Genomic DNA, 20,294 nt, shown 5'->3' with positions numbered 1-20,294 from the left:
GATGTCCGGCTGTATGGAGGAGAAGAAGAATGAAAGCATTTTGGATAACGGATGAAAAAGAAAAGCCACTGGATACATTGGTAAAAGACGGAGGCTTCTGCGGGATTTTCCGCCGGATCGGCTGCGTGGGAGATTCCCTTTCTTCCGGAGAATATGAGATTGTCAATGAGGATGGAACAAAAAGTTATTATGATCTCTATGAGTATTCCTGGGGACAGTTTATTTCTTATACCACGGGAAGCAAGGTCTACAATTTTTCAAGGGGCGGAATGACAGCAAGCTGGTACAATGAGAGCTTTGCAGAGGAAAATGATTTCTGGAATCCGGAGAAAGCCTGCCAGGCTTATATCATTGCGCTGGGGGATAATGATCTTTTCGGAAAAGAGGAAGAAGTTGGCTCCATAGCAGATATCTGCCTGGAAGACAGGACGAAAAACAAAGATACCTTTGCGGGGGACTATGCAAAGATTATCCAGCGTTTGAAGACGATTCAGCCGGAGGCAAAATTTTTCCTGGTGACGATGCCAAGAGATACAGAGAATCCGGAAGATGAAAACGAGCAGAAAAAAGCATCTCATGCGGCTCTGCTGCATGAGATGGCAAAGCTGTTTGACAATACCTATGTGATTGACCTGAATCAGTATGGTCCTGTTCAGGATGCAGAGTTCAGAAAACTGTTTTTCCATAATGGTCATATGACGGCCTGCGGTTATAAGCTGGCAGCGGATGTGATTATGTCTTACATTGATTATCTGATCCGCCATCATATGGAAGATTTTAAGCTTGCAGGAATGATCGGATACAAAAAATAAAATATGTGCCGATGGAGGAAGGATGATTTTCTTGTAAATTGAAAAAGGCTGTGCTATGATTTTTTCAAAAGCGCCGCTGCAGACGCGAAAAATCATAAGAGAGGGGAAAAGACCTGTATGACAGCAAAAACTTTAAAAACAGGATGGAAGATGCATAGCCTCCAGGAAAATGACTGGGTTCCGGCGAAGGTTCCGGGGAGTGTTTATCAGGCGTATCTTGATGCGGGGAAGATGGAAGATCCGTTTTACAGGGACAACGAGGAAAAAGCGCTGAACCTGATGAAGCAGGATTTTGAGTTTGCCACCACCTTTGATGCGGAAGAAGCGCTTCGGGAGGCAGACCGTACGGTGCTTCACTTTGACGGCATCGACACGCTGGGAGAAATTTATCTCAATGGAACCCATCTCGGCGACACGGAAAACATGCACCGGGAGTGGGAGTTTGATGTGAAGGAGCTTCTGAAAGCCGAGGGAAACGAGCTTCGCGTGATTCTTCGGTCTCCGGTGAACTATATTTATGATTCCTACGAAAAAGATCCTCTTTCCGTGGACTGCTCCGATGCGATGAAGGGCTGCTCCAGACTCCGGAAAGCCCACTGCATGTTCGGCTGGGACTGGGGTCCCCGCCTTCCGGATGCAGGAATCTTTCGTGAGGTGAAGCTTCTCGGTATCACGAAGGCCAGATTTGATAATGTGCGGATTTCTCAGAAACATGTGGATGGACAGGTAGATTTAGCCCTTTTTGTGGGGACAGAGACGGTAACGGAGAGCCCGGAGCCCTTTGCTTACCGCGTGACCCTGACTACACCGGAGGGAAAGAGCGAGGTTTACGGGAACAGCCCGGCCTCCATTCATGTGGAGAAGCCCGAGCTCTGGTGGCCGAATGGCTACGGAAAACAGAATCTTTACGGCGTGAAGATCGAGCTTCTGGACGGGGAAAAGATCCTGGATGTCTGGGAGAAACGGATCGGTCTTCGGACCATGACCGTGGCACGGGAAAAAGACCAGTGGGGCGAGTGCTTCTGCCATGAGGTCAACGGCGTCCGGATCTTTGCCATGGGAGCCGACTATATCCCTGAGGACAACGTGCTTCCGAGAGTGACGCCGGAACGGACCCGTCAGCTTCTCACCGATGCCCGGGACTGCCATTTCAACTGCATCCGTGTCTGGGGTGGCGGCTATTATCCCGACGATTTCTTCTATGATATCTGCGATGAGCTTGGTCTGATCGTATGGCAGGACTTCATGTTTGCCTGCTGTTCCTATGATCTCACGAAAGAATTTGAAGCGACCATCACCCAGGAGTTCATCGACAATGTGAAGCGTATCCGTCATCACGCATCTCTGGGCCTCTGGTGCGGAAACAACGAGATGGAGATGTTTATCGCAGGCGATACCGCGGGCTGGTGCAAGAAGCCCTCCCAGCTCAGCGATTACTTCAAAATGTACGAGTACATCATTCCGAAGGTGCTGGAGGTCTACGATCCCGATACCTTCTACTGGCCCGCCAGCCCCTCCTCAGGCGGCGGTTTCGATGCACCCAATGATGAGAACCGCGGTGATGTTCATTACTGGGATGTATGGCATGGAAACAAGCCGATCACAGAGTTCCGGAAATTCTATTTCCGCTATCTCTCCGAGTTTGGTTTCCAGTCCTTCCCGTCCTTAAAGACCGTCGAGACCTTCACCGAGCCCGGGGACCGGAACATTTTCTCCTATGTCATGGAGAAACACCAGAGAAATCAGTCTGCAAACGGAAAGATCATGAACTACCTGGGCCAGACCTTCCTCTATCCCAACGATTTTGACACCCTTCTCTATGCGTCCCAGCTTCTTCAGGCAGAGGCCATGCGCTACGGCGTGGAGCATTTCCGGAGAAACCGGGGCCGCTGCATGGGAACCGTGATCTGGCAGCTCAACGACTGCTGGCCGGTGGCAAGCTGGGCCATGATCGACTATGAAGGCCGCTGGAAAGCCGTCCAGTATTATGCGAAACGTTTCTTTGCCCCCCTCATGATCTCCTGCCAGGAGGAGGGTATCTTAAGCCAGAATACGAACGTCAATGCAGAACCCTTCGAGCTGAAAAAATCAGCAACCTTCTGTGTGGTCAACGAGACCATGGAAGAAAAAGAGGTTCAGGTGATCTGGAGACTCTGCCGGGCAGACGGAACCGTGGAAAAAGAAGGCCGCGAGGAGCTGACCGTTCCGGCCCTTTCCTCCGTCTGGATCGGGAAGAATGAGTTTCCGGAGGCAGATATTCACGAGGAATACGTTTCCTATGAGCTTCTGGAAAAGGGAGAGACCGTGTCTTACGGCAGTGTTCTCTTCTGTGCACCGAAGCATTTTCATTTCCGCAATCCGCAGCTGACTGTGAAGACAGAGGGAGAGTACCTTATCGTCACCTCTGACGCTTACGCGAGAAGCGTGGAAATCAAAAATGAGGAAGACCGGCTGCTGCTGGAGGACAATTACTTCGATATGCAGCCCGGCACACGGAAGATCCGTGTGCTTTCCGGAAATACGGAAGGCTTAAAGATCCGGAGCGTCTACGATATCCGGTAAGCATAACGTTTTAAAGAAGCTGCGTGCGTATCTGCCTGGATCTTACCATAGATCAGGAAGAAGATGCGAAGATGGAACCTTTAAAGCTCCTGTTCTTATCGAAAGATGAGAACCGCTGGAGACAGACCGATGTCAGCGGAAAGCTTTCCCGGCCGTTTTTCTTCAAGGATCTGGAAAAAGAAGTCAATCGGATCTGGAGCAGCGCGGCTGATCCGAAGCGGAGAGAACGAGCTGGGCAGGGAAATCCCGATCATTGCCATGACGGCCAATGCCTTTGTGGAGGATGTGAACAACAGCCTTGCGCGGGAATGAACGCCAATATCTCCAAACCGCTGGATATGGCGGTGCTGGAGAGCACGATGCGAGACTGAAAAACACGCAGAACGGATAAGTTCTGTAAAACAACAAGAAACGGAGGGATGGTTTGAGAGAGTATACAGAAAAACTTCTGGAGAAACTGAGAGAATCAACGGCGGCGGTGCTGCCGATTGCGGGGATTGTCCTGGTGCTGTGCTTTGCGCTGGTGCCGGTGCCCTCGGGAATCCTGCTCTGCTTCCTTGCCGGAGCGGTGCTTCTGACGGTAGGAATGATGTTCTTTAATCTGGGAGCGGAGATGGCCATGTCGCCCATCGGTGAACGGGTGGGCCCGGCTATGACAAAAAGCCGGAAGCTCTGGGTCGTTCTGGTGCTGGCTTTCCTCCTGGGAGTGATCATCACAGTCTCGGAGCCGGATCTTCAGGTTCTGGCGGAGTTGGTGCCCTCGGTGCCAAATGAGGTGCTGATCCTCTTTGTGGCGGCGGGAGTCGGCGTTTTCCTGGCGATCGCGATTTTGCGAATGCTCTTTGGTATCGCCCTTCCGGTGATGCTGGTGGGCTTTTACGCCCTGGTCTTTTTTCTGGCCTTTCTGGTGCCGGAGGGCTTCCGGGCGGTGGCCTTTGACTCCGGCGGCGTGACGACGGGACCGATGACGGTACCTTTTATTATGGCTCTGGGTATCGGTATCTCAGCAGTGCGAAACGACCGGCATGCGGCTGACGACAGCTTCGGTCTCGTCGGTCTTTGCTCCATCGGTCCGATTCTTGCGGTGATGGTCCTCGGCATGATCTACCATCCGGCAGAGGGAAACTATGAGCTGGAGGCCATGAAAAACATCGAGGATTCCATGGAGCTGGCAAAGCAGTTTCTGGGAGGCTTTCCTGTATACTTAAAGGAGATGATGATTTCCCTCCTTCCGATTGTGCTTGCCTTCGGTCTCTTTCAGCTCTTTTCTGAGCGGCTTCCGGGGAAAGAACTGAAGCGGATCGGCATTGGTATGGTGTATACATACGTCGGGCTGGTACTTTTCATGACGGGAGCCAACATGGGCTTTATGCCGGCAGGCCGGTATCTCGGTCAGGCCATGGCGGGCCTTTCGGCCAACTGGCTTATCGTTCCTGTGGGAGCTCTCATGGGCTATTTCATTGTAAAAGCGGAGCCTGCAGTCTATGTGCTGAACCATCAGGTGGAGGAGATCACCGACGGCGCGATCCCGGCGAAAGCCATGGGAATCAGCCTTTCCCTTGGCGTGGCGGCCTCTGTGGCCCTCTCTATGGTGCGCGTCCTCACCGGCCTTCCGATTCTTTATTTCCTGGTTCCGGGTTACGGCATTGCCATCGGCCTTTCCTTCTTTGTGCCGAAAATCTTTACGGCGATCGCCTTTGACTCCGGCGGAGTGGCCTCCGGTCCGATGACGGCGACCTTCCTGCTTCCTTTTGCCCAGGGAGCCTGCATGGCAGTGGGCGGAAATATGGTGACGGATGCCTTTGGTGTGGTGGCCATGGTAGCCATGACACCGCTTATCACAATCCAGATCCTGGGTCTTGTATACAGGCTCAAGAAGCAGAAGAATCCTGTATCCAGCACGACCGGAAACGGCCTTGAGTATCTCGAAGACGACGCAATCATTGAACTGTAACGACGGAGGTGAGGAATGGATACTTTATATCTGATGGTGACGATCACAGACAGAAAGCTGGAAAAGAAATTTCTGAATTTTTACCGGGAACAGGGGCTTGAGGTTTCCCTTACGACCCTCGGCCACGGAACAGCCTCCAGCGAGATCCGGGATTTCTTCGGCCTGGGCGGAAGAGAGCGAAGCCTTCTGTTTCATACGGTTACAGGGAAAAATTATGAGCGGTTCCTGCCCGCTCTGAAGCGGCAGTTCCGCATCGATCTTCCGGGTTCCGGCATCGTGTTTCTGATTCCCTTCAGCAGCGTGGGAGGCAGAAAGACACTGGAGTTTTTTACTGAGGGACAGGAATTTGTCAAAGGGGAGGAAAGTGCCTTGAAGGAAACGAAATATGAGCTTTTGGTGGCGATCACCAATCAGGGATACACGGAGCTGGTCATGGATGCGGCGAGAAAGGTTCATGCGGCCGGTGGCACCATTATTCACGCCAAGGGGACCGGCACGGACAAAGCGGAGAAATTCCTGGGAGTCAGCCTGGTGGCGGAAAAAGAGATGGTTCTCATCGTGGCCCGTCAGGAGAAAAAGAATGAGATTATGCGCTCTATCATGGATCATGCCGGCCTTCAGACAAAGGCTCGGGCGGTGGTATTTTCCCTGCCGGTGACGGATATCGCAGGAATGTACCTCATGAATGAGATGCTGGAAGAAGCTTAAAACGGTCTTGTATACACGGTATAAAGCGTGTATACAAAGAAATCCCGCATGCAGGGAACGAAAAAACTCTGCATGTGGGATTTTTTAAGGGCGATCATTTTCCCAGTTTGTTTAACTGCCTGAAAGTAAGGAAGAAGGCCAGGACGGCAGCCATGAAGTCTGCGATGGGAGCAGAATAGAGGACACCGTCGATGCCGAAGAACTGCGGAAGAATCAGGATCAGCGGCAGCAGGAAGAGAATCTGTCTCGTCAGGGAGATGAAGATTCCGTAAACCGGTTTGCCGATGGCGGTGAAGAAGTTTCCGGCCACGGGCTGGATGCCGTTCAGGAAGGTGAAGAACAGGAAAATCCGGAAATACCGGCTGGCGAAGATGAAATATTCCTCGCTTCCGGAACCGAAGATGCCGGTGATCTGTCTGGGGAACAGCTGGAACAGAATGAAGGCCACGGTACAGATCAGCGTGGATGCGGTCATGGTCTTGATGACGGCCTCTCGGACACGGCCGTAATTCTCCGCCCCGTAGTTGAAGCTCGCGATGGGCTGCATACCCTGGGAGAGACCGATGGAGATGGAGAAGAAGATCATGTTTACCTTGCTGATGATACCGGCGCAGGCCAGCGGAATCTCACTTCCGTAGACGGACTGGCCGCCGTAGAATACCAGGACGTTGTTCATGACCACCTGTACGATCATGATAGCCAGCTGATTCAGGAAGGGTGCCATTCCAAGGGAAAGAATCCGGCGGCAGGCGAAGGCTCTGGGACGGAGTTCTTTTAAGGTAAGCTTCACGGTCTTAAAGCGGGTCAGGTACCAGATTACCATGGAAGCCGAGATGATCTGACCGATGATTGTGGCCCAGGCCGCTCCTGCCATTCCCATATGGAAGACAAAGATAAAGAGCGGATCCAGAACCAGATTGATGAGGCAGCCGATGAGGGTGCAGGCCATGGAAAAATTAGGGCTTCCATCGGCCCGGACCAGGTTGGAACCGCCGGTGGCCAGGATTACAAAGGGGAAACCGAAGGCCGTGATGGAAGTGTAGGTCCGGGAGTAAGTCAGGATATCTGATGTGGCTCCGAAAAGCTTCAGAAGCGGGTCCAGAAAAAGGAAGACCAGAAGGCAGAGAGTGATTCCGAAAGAGAGCATGAGGAAAATGGCATTTCCGATAAAGTGCTTTGCCTCCTCGGGCTTTTTCCGGCCCATGGAAAGATTGAAGTTGGCCGCGCCGCCGATGCCGAAGAGCAGGGAGACCGCGGTGCAGGTGATGGTCAGGGGGAAAGCGACGTTGGTGGCAGCGTTTCCCTGCATGCCGACGCTGTGGCCGATGAAGAACTGGTCTACCATATTGTAGAGGGCGCTCACGAGCATGGCGATGATACTGGGAATGGCGAAGCGGGCCATCAGATGGTTGATCGGTTCCACGCCCAGGGGATTTTCATGTTGTTTGTCCAAAAAATAACCTCCTTTTCATCTGTAGAAAGAAAAAATCAAAAAAAATAGGAGTGTCCGAAGAGAACACCGATCCTTTGATTCCTATTATCCATGGAAGTGACAAAAAAGTCAAGAGATATGGGAATTGTTGTGAGGTTTTTGTGGACAAAAGAAAAAAGACTGTTTATAATAGGGGACGGGTAGGAAGATTTGTGGACTAATCAGGAGGGACATGAAATGAAGAAACCATTTGTTTTGACACCGAGCGAAGAAGATCTGATGAATATTTTCTGGGTCGAAAACCGTCCGCTCACCAGCGTAGAGCTGACCGAACTGAGCAAAGATCACGGTTGGAATCAGGAATATATTCTGAACATGCTGCGTTCCATCAAGAAAAAAGGAATGGTGGAAGTCTGCGGTACCGTTCAGTATAATAAACAGTACGCCAGAAGCTTCTGTTACTGTGTCTCAAGAGCCGCATATGCTGCAAAGCTGGCAGCCTCCGTCGGAATCGACAAAGCTGCACTGGCTGAAACCATCAATGAGCTGGTGAAAAATGTCTGCCAGGCAGAAGACACCGTGGCTTGTGTAGAAGAAGTTCTACAGGAATTAAAAAAGTAATTCAAAAAAAGACCTTCGCCTTACAGAACGTAAGGAACGAAGGTCTTTTTGTTATGGCATTAAGCGTTCAGGAAAGCAATATAGCCTTTCAGGGCCTCGTAGAGGTCGGCTTTGCTGATGATCTCCCAGGGAGCGTGCATGCTCAGTACGGGAACGCCGCTGTCGATCACGTTCATGCCGTATTTTGCCATAAGGTAAGCGATGGTTCCGCCGCCTCCTACATCGACTTTACCGAGCTCTGCGGTCTGCCAGGTCACGTCAGCGTCGTCCATGATTTTGCGAACCAGGGCAACGTACTCGGCGTTGGCATCGTTGGAACCGCTCTTTCCGCCGGAACCGGTGTATTTGTTGAAGGTCAGTCCCTTGCCAAGGAATGCGGAGTTGTTTTTCTCCATAACGGAGGGATAGTTGGGATCGAAGCCCGCGCTGACATCGGAGGAGAGCATACGGGAGTTATTGAGGGCTCTTCTTACTTTGATATCGCTGTAATCGCCGCAGGCATTGATGACTTCGGCAACGGTGTTCTCGAAGTAGAAGGAGGTCATTCCGGTAGCGCCGACGCTTCCGATTTCCTCTTTATCAACAAGCAGGCAGACAGCGGTACGTTTTACGCTTCCAAGCTCGAACATTGCCTTGTAGGACGGGTAAGCGCAAACGCGGTCGTCGTGGCCGTAGCCCATGATCATGCTGCGGTCGAAGCCGTAGTCTCTTGCAGCACCTGCGGGAACAACCTCGAGTTCTGCGGAGATGAAATCGTCCTCTTCGATGTCATATTTTTCTTTCAGGATAGCCAGGATGTTTTTCTTAACCGCCTCTTTCTCCTCACCCTTTACAGGGATGCTGCCGATCAGCAGGTTCAGATCCTCACCCTCGATGATTTTGGCAGCTGTTTTTGCCATCTGCTCACGGGCCAGATGAGGAAGCAGATCGGAGATTCCGAATACCGGATCGCCGTGGTCGTCACCGATAGCGATATCTACGGTTGTGCCGTCTTTTTTCGCAACAACGCCGTAGAGAGCCAGCGGAAGAGCTACCCACTGATATTTCTTAATTCCGCCGTAGTAGTGGGTATCGAACATAGCCATGTCGTTATCCTCATAGAGCGGATTCTGTTTCAGGTCGATACGCGGGGAGTCGATGTGGGCTCCAACGATGTTCATACCATTTTCCAGGGGTTCCTCACCGATCTGGAACATGGCAAGGGTTTTGCCCATGCAGACAGAGTAAACTTTGTCGCCGGCCTTCAGGGTCTTGCCGGCTGCGATGACGTCATTCAGGTCTTCGTAGCCGTGAGCCTTTGCCTCAGCCACTGCTATTTTTACACACTCACGCTCGGTTTTGCCGTGGCTTAAGAACTGACGGTAATCTTCTGCAAATGTAAATACTTTGTCCATCTCTTCCTGGGAATATTTTTCCCATGCGATTTTTCTTTCCATTTTGAAAAGTTCCTCCTTATTAGATTCCTTTGCTTTTTCTGGTGCAGGCCCGGAGCGCGTCGATGACGGCGCTTCGCATGCCTTTTTCCTCCAGAACGGATAAGCCCTCGATGGTGGTACCGCCCGGGGAGCATACCATATCTTTGAGTTCACCGGGATGTCTGCCGGTTTTGAGCACCATTTCCGCGCTGCCAAGGACAGCCTGGGCTGCAAAATGATAAGCCTGGGCTCTCGGCATGCCGTCGGCCACCGCCGCATCTGCCATGGCTTCAATGAACATGAAGACATAGGCGGGAGAGCAGCCGCTGACGGAACCCACCACGTCCATGAGGCGTTCCGGAACGATTTCTGTTTCTCCCAGAGCGGAGAGAAGACGGAGAAGCTGCGCGGTCTCTTTTTCCGTGACCTGTTCTCCCGGAGCAACGCCGGTGATTCCTGCACCGATCATGGCCGGGGTGTTTGGCATGCACCGGACGGTTTTCACCGGGCGGCCGAACTGTTCCTCAAGCCACTGATGGGTCTTGCCCGGAGCAATGGATACCACCAGGGTATCCGGCTGGACAATTTCCCGGATTTCATGGATGACTTCCGCGTAGAACTGGGGCTTCACCGCCAGAATAAGAATATCGGAGAAGGCAGCGACCTCAGAGTTGTCTGAGGTGACTGTAATTCCGAATTTTTCCCGCAGAGCCTTTCTGGATTCTTCATGGAGAGCGGAAGCGATCATATCTTCACTGGCGAGAAGCTGCTTTTTCAGAATCCCGCTGACCATGGCGCCTCCCATATTTCCACAGCCAATAAAACCTAACCGCATAGTATCAGGCCTCCTTGTCAATGCAGCGCCGCAGAGCGGCAGACTTTCTGTATCACGCGTGCGCCGGAAGAGAAGCAAAGAGCTCTTGCCGGCACGCTGTATTCACTGTACCAAAATAAGGGGAGAAGGTCAAGTTTTATATTGATTCTCGAGGATTTTTACATTATACTAAGATACTAAGGTTCAAAGCTTCAAGAGCCGTTCGTGCCTGCACGATAAGGCTTTTGAGATAACATTTCCGAAAGAAAGAAGGAACGCAGCGTGAATCGTGAAGCATATATGAAACTCATCGAGGAGATCTCACTGAATGCCTGGCCGTCTCACAAGATCGAGCTCTACGACGGCTGGCTCATACGGTTTTCTCATAATTATACACACCGGACCAACAGCGTGCAGCAGGTAGGGGCTTCTTCCATTCCTGTGGAGGAAAAGGTGGCCTACTGCGAGGCCATGTATGCCAACTACCATACGCCGGCCATTTTCAAGATCAGTCCTCTTCTGGATCCTGCCTTTGACCGGATGCTGGAAGAGAGAGGCTATGAGATCCAGCACACCACGGAAGTGATGACGATGGACCTTAAGAAGCTCAACGCCTATGAGCCTCTTTCTGTGGAGTATGAATATTATGGAAGGAATTCCGGGCTGCCGTCTTCGATTTATTACCCTGACGAGACGATCGTGCAGCTCCGGGACCGGATCACCGAGGAGTGGATCAACTCTCTGTTCCGTTTAAACGGCACCTCCAATCCGACGCTTCGCCGGATCGTTCCTTCTATGTTTAAGGCGATTCCGAAGGAGACCATTGTGGCCAGCGTGGAGATTGATGGCCGGACGGTGGCTGTGGGACTGGGCATTCTGGACCGTGGCCATGTGGGACTTTATGCGATTTATGTGGACGCCAGCTGCCGGAGAAAAGGACTGGGCCGTTGTATCTGCAGCTCGATTCTCTCTGAGGCGAAAAAGAAAGGCGCAGAGCATGCCTACCTTCAGGTGGTGAAGGGAAATGTTCACGCGAAACATCTGTATACAACATTAGGCTATGAAGATTTCTATACTTACTGGTTCCGGGCAAAAAACGTCACTGGGACACAGAATGAGATCAGTTAAAGAGAAAGGATAAAGATATGTGGATTGCGGATCAGTGGAAAGATTATGAAGTGCTGGATACCTCAGGCGGGGAAAAACTGGAGCGCTGGGGAGATTATCTCCTGGTGCGGCCGGACCCCCAGGTCATCTGGAATACGCCGAAGGACCTTCCGGGCTGGCGGAAAATGAACGGCCATTATTACAGAAGCAGTAAGGGCGGCGGAGAGTGGGAGTTTTTCGATCTTCCCAAACAGTGGGAGATCGCTTATAAAGATCTCCGCTTCAACCTAAAACCTTTCAGCTTCAAACATACGGGACTTTTCCCGGAGCAGGCGGTGAACTGGGACTGGTTCTCCGATAAAATCAAAAACGCCGGCCGTCCGGTGAAGGTGCTGAACCTTTTCGCCTACACCGGCGGAGCGACGCTGGCGGCAGCGGCAGCCGGAGCGGCTGTGACTCATGTGGACGCCTCCAAGGGTATGGTAAACTGGGCAAAAGAGAATGCGAAGTCCTCCGGCCTTGAGGCGGCGCCCATCCGCTGGCTGGTGGATGACTGCATGAAATTCGTGGAGCGGGAGATCCGCCGCGGAAATCACTACGACGGCATCATCATGGACCCGCCCTCCTACGGAAGAGGACCGAAAGGCGAGATCTGGAAGATCGAGGATTCCATCTACGATTTCATCAAACTCTGCACCCAGATCCTCAGCGACGCCCCGCTGTTCTTCCTGGTCAATTCCTACACCACAGGGCTGGCTCCCGCGGTGCTGACCTACATGCTCTCCACGGAGCTGAAACGTTTCGGCGGCCATGTGGATTCCCAGGAAATCGGCCTGCCGGTGACAAAGACCGGTCTGGTGTTGCCCTGCGGAGCCTCCGGACGCTGGGAAAAATAAAAAGATAAAAAAACTGCCTTTCCACGATCATGGAGAGGCAGCCTTTTTTTCAGGCGAAGAGTTCGAGAACAATTCCTGCGATGACGGCGATCACATAGAGAAGGCCGAGCACCTTTAAATTTTCTTTTCTGTCCTTATTCATTTTGAAAAGCACGAGAAGGCCCGCGCCTGCGCCGGTACAGAGCCCGGCCACGACGGAGGCGAAGCTGATGGCTCCGCTTAAGTAAAGCTGGGTCAGGATTACGGAGGCCGCACAGTTGGGGATCAGGCCGATGAGAGCGGCCAGAACCGGCTGGAACACTGTGTCTCCCAGAAGCCAGGCGGAGATCCGGTCTGCGCCGGCAACTTCCATGACGACGTTCAGGATCAGGGTCAGAGCCAGAAGCCAGACGAAGAGGTGAACGGTGTGATGGAGGGCCGGTTTCAGGATACTGGTTTCTTCCTCACAGTGGCAGTCGGAACAGATCTGATCCATATTCCGTCCCTGGCGCTGTTTGAAGAAGATCAGATCCACGAGATAACCGGCGATGATACCGATGATGACCTTCGTGACCATGAGCTTCAGGATATCGTTTCCCCGGCTGGAATCGGCCAGCAGAAGAATGATGGCCTCGTCCGAGGTGGAGAGATAGACGGAAAGAAGGGTTCCGAGTGTGATCAGACCTCCGGCGTAGAGGTTGGAGGCGATGACGGAAAAACCGCACTGTGGGATACAGCCGAGAATGGACCCGGCCAGAGGGCCGCCCCATTTGGATTTTTTCAGGATCGTGTCCATATGTTTTCCATAATGCTTTTCTGCGGCTTCCATCAGAAGGAAAGCGCCGAAAAGGAAGGGCAGGGTTTTCAGAGAATCAAGAACTGCGTCGAGTAAAACGTCTAGCATGCAGATCATCCTTTCTGTTAAAGCTGTCATTTTTAGCATCGTTCCCTATTGTAATGGAATTCCTATTGAAATGCAAAGACTTTTTGAAAAAAATGGATTGATTTTTCAATGGTTTATTGCTATCCTTAAAGAGTTTTTATAGTGTTTCACACCAAGACAGACAAAGGAGATTTGATCATGGGTGGATTTTTTGCAGTAGCTTCAAAAGAAAATTGTGTACTTGACCTGTTTTTCGGAACTGACTATCATTCACACCTGGGTACGAGAAGAGCCGGTATGGCGGTTCACGGACCGGAAGGCTTCAACCGGGCAATCCACAACATTCAGAATTCCCCTTTCCGTACGAAATTTGAGCGGGATGTGGAAGAACTGGATGGAAACATCGGAATCGGCTGCATTTCAGACTTTGATCCCCAGCCTCTTCTGGTACATTCCCATCTGGGAAGCTTCGCAATTACCTGCGTCGGCAAGATTAACAATGCCGAGGAACTGATGCAGGAATGTTTTGAAAAAGGTTTCAGCCATTTTTTGGAGATGAGCAACGGAAATATCAATCAGACAGAGATCGTGGCAGCGCTGATCAATCAGAAAGAATCGATCGTGGAAGGCCTGAAGTTTGTTCAGGAGATGATAAACGGTTCCATGACTGTTCTGGTCATGACGGACAAAGGAGTTTACTGTTCCAGAGACCGTCTGGGCCGTACGCCGGTGATCCTGGGCAAAAAAGAAGGAGCCTACTGTGCTTCCTTTGAGAGCTTCGCTTATCTGAACCTGGGATATGATCATCTGAAGGACCTGGGGCCTGCGGAGATCGTCTACATGACTCCGGAAGGCGTCGAGACCGTCAGCGAGCCGGGTGAAGAGATGAAGATCTGTTCCTTCCTGTGGGTTTACTATGGCTATCCCACATCCACCTATGAAGGGGTAAACGTAGAGGAGATGCGTTATGCCTGCGGCCGCATGCTGGCCAGACGGGATAAGGACAACGTGCATCCCGACAGTGTGGCCGGCGTTCCGGATTCCGGTATTGCCCATGCCGTCGGTTATGCCAACGAGTCCGGCATTCCTTTTGCCCGTCCTTTTATCAAATACACACCGACCTGGCCCCGCTCCTTCATGCCGACGACCCAGAGCCAGAGAAACCTCATCGCGAAGATGAAACTGATTCCCGTGGACGGCCTGATCCGGGACAAAAAGCTGCTTCTCATCGATGATTCCATCGTCCGCGGAACCCAGCTTCGGGAAACCACCGAGTTCCTCTACCACAGCGGAGCCAAGGAAGTACATATCCGTCCAGCCTGCCCGCCGCTGGTATACGGCTGTAAATTCCTGAATTTCTCCCGTTCTTCCTCAGAGCTGGATCTGATCACGAGACGGATCATTCAGGAGAGAGAGGGAGCCAACCCAAGTGACGAGGTGCTTCAGAATTATGCAGATCCCGACAGCCAGAATTACGCGGAGATGGTGGAGGAGATCCGCAAGAGACTGAATTTCACTTCCCTTCGTTTCCATCGTCTGGACGACCTGGTGGAGTCCATCGGACTTCCCAAATGCAAACTCTGTACCTATTGCTGGGACGGAAGAGAATAAAAACAGTAAGAGAACCGGTTCATGGATATATAATTTCATGGGCCGGTTTTTTATCGCTATTTTTGGTTGAACTGCCATGAAAGAAAATGGTATAATAAAAAAGAATGTGCAGACAGCAGTCTGCCGGAGTAATATGAGAGGAGAGAGTATTCTATGAACAACAGCAAGAGAATGGCAGCACTTCTTATGGCAGCAGTTTTAACCGTGCCTCAGGGAAGCGGTATCCTGGCCCAGGCGGCAGAGGAGCCGGAGACCACGGCAGCAGCAGAGAGCCTTTCTACGGCTACAGCCAAAAAGACCACCGGGCTGGTACCTAAGGGTGGTAAATATTATTACTACAGCAATGGAACCATGCTGAAAAACCGCTGGGTAAGAGTGAGCGGAAAGAAGTATTATCTGGGAGCAGACGGAGCAGCCAAGACAGGCTGGTATACCATTAAGGAAAGGACCGGATACAAGACCTATTATTTCAATGTCAGAGGAGTGATGCAGGCGAAGTACACGAAGAGCGCAGATAAGACGCTCATCACAGCTGCTGACAGCCTTATCAGGAAACTGCGTATTACTTATAAAACTGGAAGTAATACGGCAATGTTGAAGATTTATAATTATATGAGAAATTCTTGTGCATATCGCCGGGAAGAGTTTCCTACAGCATCACAGAAAGGCTGGGATATTTCCTATGCAGGGAAAATGCTTACGGTGCGAACGGATCAAGGAAAATATGCTGGAAACTGTTACAGCTTTGCAGCTACTTATGCTTATCTGGTGAAACGTGTGACCGGGCTTCCAGTGAGAATCGGCATGGGAAGCACGAATGTTTTCAAAGAAAAATCTAATGAGACTCAACCACATGCCTGGTGCGAGGTGCAGATTGGCAAGACCTGGTATACATTTGATCCAAATCTTGCTATGGCCGCAAAAAATAACCCGCAGGGAATTAAAAATCCTGCCGCCAAGGGCAAATCCTTCTACAAACAGAAACGCAGCTCCATGGTCGGCAAGCTCTACAAAGGAGCTAACGGCACTGGAAATCCCACCTATGTGGAAGTCAAAATCTGAGTTTAAGAGAAGAAAGGAATCTGAGATATGAGAAATAACAAAGCAATGACAGCTCTTCTCGCCTGCACGTTGGCTCTTCAGGCGCCGGTGGCAGCAGGAGCAGCAGCTCCGGCGGACAATACCGCTGCAAAAGCAGTCGCTTCCAGTGAAAACACGCTCCAGAACGCAGCCAGGAAAAAAGGCTTCAAATATGAGAGCGGAAAATTCTATTACTATGTGAACGGCGTGAAGCTGAAAAATAGATGGAGATGGGTAAAATGGTACGGAAAAACCTATAAAGCCTACTTTGGACCCACCGGAGCCGCCTACGCCGGAACCAGACAGTATGGCGCATTAGTTCCCGCAGTAAAAAGAATCAGCGGTGCTTACTACGGCTTTGACCGGGTGGGCGCGATGCTGAAAGGCACCTATGTGGTCAACAACCGCTTCTATGTATTTTCTTCCCAGACCGGCAAGCTCAACACCAGCATCAGCGCAAAGCTCCGGGCTGCCTGCAAATACGGAGAGAGTACCGCCACCTTAAAAAGGATTCTTAAGAACATCGGCCTGAAACCTCTGAAGGTGCAGAGACTGGAAGGCTGCTACGGTGACGGCTACGATATCGTTTACACCTACAAGAATTTCCAGATCTCCGCTCATGAGAATACGGACGGAAGCGAAATCTTCTTCGGCCTCATCGCGAAATAAGGAGTACAGAAGCAATGGTTTTCAGTTCCATGGTATTTTTGTGTATCTTTCTGCCCGTGGTTTTCCTGCTTCACCTGATTCTTCCGGGAATCCGGGCAAAGAACTGGATGCTCCTTCTGGCAAGCCTGGTGTTTTATGCCTATGGAGAACCGGTCTATGTACTTCTGATGATCGCCTCCGCTTTTGTCAATTACCTCTCGGCCCTTCTCATTGAGAAAAAGCCCTCCGGGAAAAAAGCGGTCATGACCATCAACGTGATTCTGAATCTGGGTGTGCTGGTGCTCTTTAAATACACCGGCTTCCTGGCAGAGTCCTTCAACGCCATTTTTGGCACGGCGGTTCCGGTGCCGGCCATCCGGCTTCCCATCGGAATTTCCTTTTTCACCTTCCAGGCCATGTCCTACGTCATCGACGTTTACCGGGGCGTGACTGAGCCCCAGAAGAATTTCGGAAAAGTGCTTCTCTACATTTCCTTCTTCCCGCAGCTCATCGCCGGCCCCATCGTGAAATACCACGATATCGCCCAGGAGATCGAGAATCGGACTCAGACGGTGGACGGCGTCATGAACGGAATTCGCCGTTTTATTGCCGGTCTCTCCAAAAAGGTGCTGATTTCCAACACCGTCGGCCTCGTGGCAGACACGCTTTTTGCAGCGGATATCTCGGGGCTTAACGCGGCGGCAGCCTGGATCGGAGCCATCTCCTATATGCTGCAGATTTACTTTGATTTCAGCGGCTACAGCGATATGGCCATTGGCCTCGGAGAGATGTTTGGCTTCCACTTTAAGGAGAACTTTAATTATCCCTATATTTCCGGAAGCATCCGGGAATTCTGGCGCAGATGGCATATGTCCCTCTCGGGCTGGTTCCAGGAATACCTCTACATTCCGTTGGGCGGCAACCGGAAGGGCAAAGTGCGGACGGTTATCAACAAATTTATCGTCTTCCTCTGCACCGGTATCTGGCACGGAGCCAACGTGACCTTCCTTTTCTGGGGTCTGTACCACGGCTGTTTCCTGATGCTGGAGGAGTTCGTTCCGGCTATCCGGGAAAAGGGCGGCAGGGTAAAAAGCGTTTTCCAGCACATTTACGCTCTGCTGGTAGTTCTGATCGGCTTTGTTTTCTTCCGGGCGGACACGATGAGTCAGGGAGTGGCCTGGGTAAAAACGATGTTTACCGGCTTTAATGCAAACCCCGCGGCCATGTCATTGGCACTGGAGCAACTGACTCCGCTTTATTTCGTGACTCTGGCAGTGGGCATCGTGGCCTGCTGTCCGGTGAAGAACCTGGTGAAAAAATCCGGTGCTTACGAGGCGGTGACAGCCATCGGCAGTCTGGTGCTTCTGGCTCTCTCGATGCTGAGTCTTGCCAGCGGCACTTACAATCCCTTTATTTATTTTCGGTTTTAGGAGGCAGAGACGATGAAAAAATGGAAATTGGCATACAGTGTCCTGTTTTTCGGCGTCTGCCTGACGCCTCTTGTCGGCATGGGGCTGACCAAAGAGGAGGCTTCCTCGGAAAACCGGACTCTCAGCGCTTTTCCGGCCCTGAAGACCGAGGAAGGGCTGAACGTAAACTGGCTCTCCGACGCGGGAGACTACTTTCAGGATCATTTTGCCTTCCGGAATGAACTGGTGACGGCAAATGCCCTGGTGAACGGCAAAATCTTTCAGGTGTCCACGGCTTCCGGCGTGATTCAGGGAACCGATGGCTGGCTCTATTATAAGGATTCCCTCGACGATTATCTGGGAATCAACCAGCTTTCGGACCGGGGGCTTTTCAACGTGGCCCACACCCTTTCCATGATGCAGAAAAATTTCACGGCCCGGGGAAAAAAATTCCTCTTTACCGTGGCCCCGAATAAGAACTCTCTCTACGGGGAACACATGCCCTATTACGATTCCCTGAAAGTCACCGAGGTCAACAATCTGGCCCGGCTGACACCGATTCTGGAAAAGGAAGGGGTCAATTATACGGATCTCAAAAGTCTTTTTGAGGCTCAGGACGAGGTGCTTTACCACGAGCGGGACTCCCACTGGAACAACAAGGGAGCGTCTCTCGCGGCAGATGCGATCATGACGGATCTGGTGAAAATGCACGATTCTTACAAGGACGAAGCTTATGAGGTCCGGACCGATCATATCGGCGATCTCGACAAGATGCTTTATCCCAAAGCCCTGACACCGGAGGACGAGGTCTATTACGACAAGACAACGACCTTTGCCTATGTGGGCGAGGTGGAGAGCAATTTCGATCCGAAGATCACGACAGTGAATCCGGTGAAGGAAGGCAGCCTCGTGATGTACCGGGATTCCTTTGGAAATACCCTGCTTCCCTTTTTTGCGGATGCCTACGCCAACGCCTATTTTTCCAGGGGCGTTCCCTATCAGCTGAGCGACGTAGATACCCAGAACGCGGACACCGTCGTGGTGGAGCGGGCCGAGCGTTTCCTGCCGGAGATGGCGAAAAATCCGCCGGTGCTGGAAGGAAGCCTCACACTTCTTGACAAAGAGGAGGACGAGGTGGCAGCGGACGGAGCAGAGAATCTCGCGATGCGCCGCCAGGGACTCTTTTTCCAGATTACAGGAAAGATAGATCCTCAGTATCTGGACTGGGATTCCAAAATTTATCTGCGTATCAACGGACAGATGGTTTATGAAGCGTTCCCGAGAAGTGAGGAGGGCAGCGATACTGCCTTCACGCTCTATCTTTCCACGGATAAGCTTTCCGGGGCGGGGGACCGGGTGGAAATCCTCACGGACCGCGGAGAAACGCTTGAAAAAATATATGATAATGAAATAACGGAGGAGATCACACAATGAAAAGACAGGCAGTAAAAGCAATGCTGGGACTGGCAGTCGTGTCCGTCCTTGGAATGACAGCGCCCGCCGTATCAGCGGCAGAGACGGAGACGGAAACAGAGACCGTCAGCACCGAGCTGGAGACAGAGACAGAGGAAACCGAAGCTGAGACCGAGGCCGCTCCCGATGTGGAAGTGAAAAAAGACGGCGAGACCATCGTGACTCTGAAAAATGAGTCCGGCTATGTCGTAAAAGAGGCCGTTGTCGGCGCAGCAGAGGAAGAGACCGAGACCGCAGAGACTGAGACCGAAGCGGAGAGCGAAGGCACCGTTACAGGACTTACACTGACTGGCGAGGACGGAGAGGTTCATGTTTTCGCGGATGCGGATGTGACAGCCATGACTGATCCCGTACTGGTAAAGGATAATGGTTTCCTTTACATCGAGTACAAGAATGCGGAGGGCAAGGACAAAGAGGCCGCCGAGACCGCAGACGAGGTGGAGTTTGACAAAGAAGTGACCATGTATGTGGTAAATGACGTTTATGTCCGGGCAGAGGCCAACGGCGATTCCGAGGCCCTGGCTGTGGCATCCTTAGGCCAGGAAGTGACTGTGACCGGAGCTGCTCCCAAGTGGTATAAGGTTGTGATGGGTGAGACCACCGGCTATATTGCCCGTTCTTTCTTAAGCAAGGATAAAGAGAGCGCAGATGCCGCAGTGAAAGCCGAGGAGGCAGCTCAGGCCCAGGCAGCAGCGGAGGCTCAGGCGGCAGCAGCTGCAGCCCAGCAGGCAGCATCCCAGGCTTCTTCCGGCCAGAGCGCAGCAGCTCCCCAGGGTAAATACGAGGTGAGCCGTCAGGCTTATGACGACTGCGACGGAAGCGGCCACGGCTACTACGAGATCATCTACTCCGACGGAAGCACCGCAAGAGAAGAATACTAAGACTTCTGG

18 protein-coding genes are annotated in these 20,294 nt (G+C 51.9%); 14 read left to right on the top strand and 4 right to left on the bottom strand.

Annotation, left to right across the window (positions count from 1 at the left end):
• Nucleotides 1-29: 29 nt before the first annotated feature.
• The 5 genes from LKD71_RS05620 (at nucleotide 30) to LKD71_RS05600 (ending at nucleotide 6,036) form a co-directional block, all read left to right on the top strand.
• Nucleotides 30-812 carry an SGNH/GDSL hydrolase family protein gene (locus LKD71_RS05620; protein ID WP_178047006.1) on the top strand — a complete coding sequence of 261 codons (783 nt, stop codon included), beginning with the start codon at nucleotides 30-32 and terminating at the stop codon, nucleotides 810-812.
• A 117-nt stretch (nucleotides 813-929) separates the two neighbouring features.
• Complete coding sequence (locus LKD71_RS05615) at nucleotides 930-3,374, top strand: beta-mannosidase (protein WP_227614673.1); 2,445 nt, start codon at nucleotides 930-932, stop codon at nucleotides 3,372-3,374.
• Between the two features lie 23 nt (nucleotides 3,375-3,397).
• Nucleotides 3,398-3,745: a hypothetical protein gene (locus tag LKD71_RS05610; RefSeq protein WP_227614699.1), complete on the top strand. Its 348-nt coding sequence runs from the start codon at nucleotides 3,398-3,400 to the stop codon at nucleotides 3,743-3,745.
• Nucleotides 3,746-3,798: 53 nt separating this feature from the next.
• Nucleotides 3,799-5,328: a DUF1538 domain-containing protein gene (locus LKD71_RS05605; protein ID WP_227614672.1), complete on the top strand. Its 1,530-nt coding sequence runs from the start codon at nucleotides 3,799-3,801 to the stop codon at nucleotides 5,326-5,328.
• Nucleotides 5,329-5,343: 15 nt separating this feature from the next.
• Entirely contained in the window at nucleotides 5,344-6,036 is a 693-nt protein-coding gene (locus LKD71_RS05600; protein WP_178047009.1) for a P-II family nitrogen regulator, read from the top strand.
• Between the two features lie 94 nt (nucleotides 6,037-6,130).
• Here LKD71_RS05600 and LKD71_RS05595 read toward each other — a convergent pair whose 3' ends face one another.
• Entirely contained in the window at nucleotides 6,131-7,438 is a 1,308-nt protein-coding gene (locus tag LKD71_RS05595) for an MATE family efflux transporter (RefSeq protein WP_227614697.1), read from the bottom strand.
• A 267-nt stretch (nucleotides 7,439-7,705) separates the two neighbouring features.
• On the opposite strand from LKD71_RS05595, the gene LKD71_RS05590 reads away from it, so the two are divergent.
• Nucleotides 7,706-8,089 (top strand): BlaI/MecI/CopY family transcriptional regulator, encoded by a 384-nt coding sequence (locus LKD71_RS05590; RefSeq protein WP_227614671.1) that lies wholly within the window; start codon nucleotides 7,706-7,708, stop codon nucleotides 8,087-8,089.
• Between the two features lie 59 nt (nucleotides 8,090-8,148).
• On the opposite strand, the gene LKD71_RS05585 is transcribed toward LKD71_RS05590, so the two are convergent.
• Nucleotides 8,149-9,525 (bottom strand): aminopeptidase, encoded by a 1,377-nt coding sequence (locus LKD71_RS05585; RefSeq protein WP_227614670.1) that lies wholly within the window; start codon nucleotides 9,523-9,525, stop codon nucleotides 8,149-8,151.
• A 19-nt stretch (nucleotides 9,526-9,544) separates the two neighbouring features.
• Nucleotides 9,545-10,339 carry a pyrroline-5-carboxylate reductase gene (gene proC, locus LKD71_RS05580; RefSeq protein WP_178045402.1) on the bottom strand — a complete coding sequence of 265 codons (795 nt, stop codon included), beginning with the start codon at nucleotides 10,337-10,339 and terminating at the stop codon, nucleotides 9,545-9,547.
• 261 nt (nucleotides 10,340-10,600) lie between these two features.
• Here proC and LKD71_RS05575 point away from each other — a divergent pair, with 261 nt between their 5' ends.
• On the top strand, nucleotides 10,601-11,446 hold the full coding sequence (locus LKD71_RS05575) for a GNAT family N-acetyltransferase (RefSeq protein ID WP_331466391.1): 846 nt from the start codon (nucleotides 10,601-10,603) through the stop codon (nucleotides 11,444-11,446).
• Between the two features lie 17 nt (nucleotides 11,447-11,463).
• Nucleotides 11,464-12,321, top strand: a complete 858-nt coding sequence (locus tag LKD71_RS05570; protein ID WP_227614669.1) for a class I SAM-dependent methyltransferase — start codon at nucleotides 11,464-11,466, stop codon at nucleotides 12,319-12,321.
• A gap of 49 nt (nucleotides 12,322-12,370) precedes the next feature.
• Here the strand turns inward: LKD71_RS05570 and LKD71_RS05565 are convergent, their stop codons facing one another.
• Nucleotides 12,371-13,204: a putative manganese transporter gene (locus LKD71_RS05565; protein WP_227614668.1), complete on the bottom strand. Its 834-nt coding sequence runs from the start codon at nucleotides 13,202-13,204 to the stop codon at nucleotides 12,371-12,373.
• Between the two features lie 177 nt (nucleotides 13,205-13,381).
• Between LKD71_RS05565 and LKD71_RS05560 the strand changes: the two genes are divergently transcribed.
• The 6 genes from LKD71_RS05560 (at nucleotide 13,382) to LKD71_RS05535 (ending at nucleotide 20,285) form a co-directional block, all read left to right on the top strand.
• Nucleotides 13,382-14,794 carry an amidophosphoribosyltransferase gene (locus LKD71_RS05560; protein WP_227614667.1) on the top strand — a complete coding sequence of 471 codons (1,413 nt, stop codon included), beginning with the start codon at nucleotides 13,382-13,384 and terminating at the stop codon, nucleotides 14,792-14,794.
• A 153-nt stretch (nucleotides 14,795-14,947) separates the two neighbouring features.
• The gene (locus tag LKD71_RS05555) at nucleotides 14,948-15,856 is read left to right on the top strand and encodes a transglutaminase domain-containing protein (RefSeq protein ID WP_227614666.1); all 909 of its coding nucleotides are present in this window, start codon (nucleotides 14,948-14,950) and stop codon (nucleotides 15,854-15,856) included.
• Between the two features lie 27 nt (nucleotides 15,857-15,883).
• Complete coding sequence (locus LKD71_RS05550) at nucleotides 15,884-16,543, top strand: hypothetical protein (protein WP_227614665.1); 660 nt, start codon at nucleotides 15,884-15,886, stop codon at nucleotides 16,541-16,543.
• Between the two features lie 14 nt (nucleotides 16,544-16,557).
• The gene (locus tag LKD71_RS05545; RefSeq protein ID WP_227614664.1) at nucleotides 16,558-17,952 is read left to right on the top strand and encodes an MBOAT family O-acyltransferase; all 1,395 of its coding nucleotides are present in this window, start codon (nucleotides 16,558-16,560) and stop codon (nucleotides 17,950-17,952) included.
• Between the two features lie 12 nt (nucleotides 17,953-17,964).
• Nucleotides 17,965-19,365 carry an alginate O-acetyltransferase AlgX-related protein gene (locus tag LKD71_RS05540; protein ID WP_227614663.1) on the top strand — a complete coding sequence of 467 codons (1,401 nt, stop codon included), beginning with the start codon at nucleotides 17,965-17,967 and terminating at the stop codon, nucleotides 19,363-19,365.
• Nucleotides 19,362-20,285, top strand: a complete 924-nt coding sequence (locus tag LKD71_RS05535; RefSeq protein ID WP_227614662.1) for an SH3 domain-containing protein — start codon at nucleotides 19,362-19,364, stop codon at nucleotides 20,283-20,285. Before LKD71_RS05540 ends, LKD71_RS05535 begins: the two co-directional genes overlap by 4 nt.
• Nucleotides 20,286-20,294 lie beyond the last annotated feature (9 nt).

The organism is Fusicatenibacter faecihominis (assembly GCF_020686945.1).
In the GTDB taxonomy this organism is placed as follows: domain Bacteria; phylum Bacillota; class Clostridia; order Lachnospirales; family Lachnospiraceae; genus Limivivens; species Limivivens faecihominis.
This window is presented reverse-complemented; position numbering and strand designations above follow the sequence as displayed.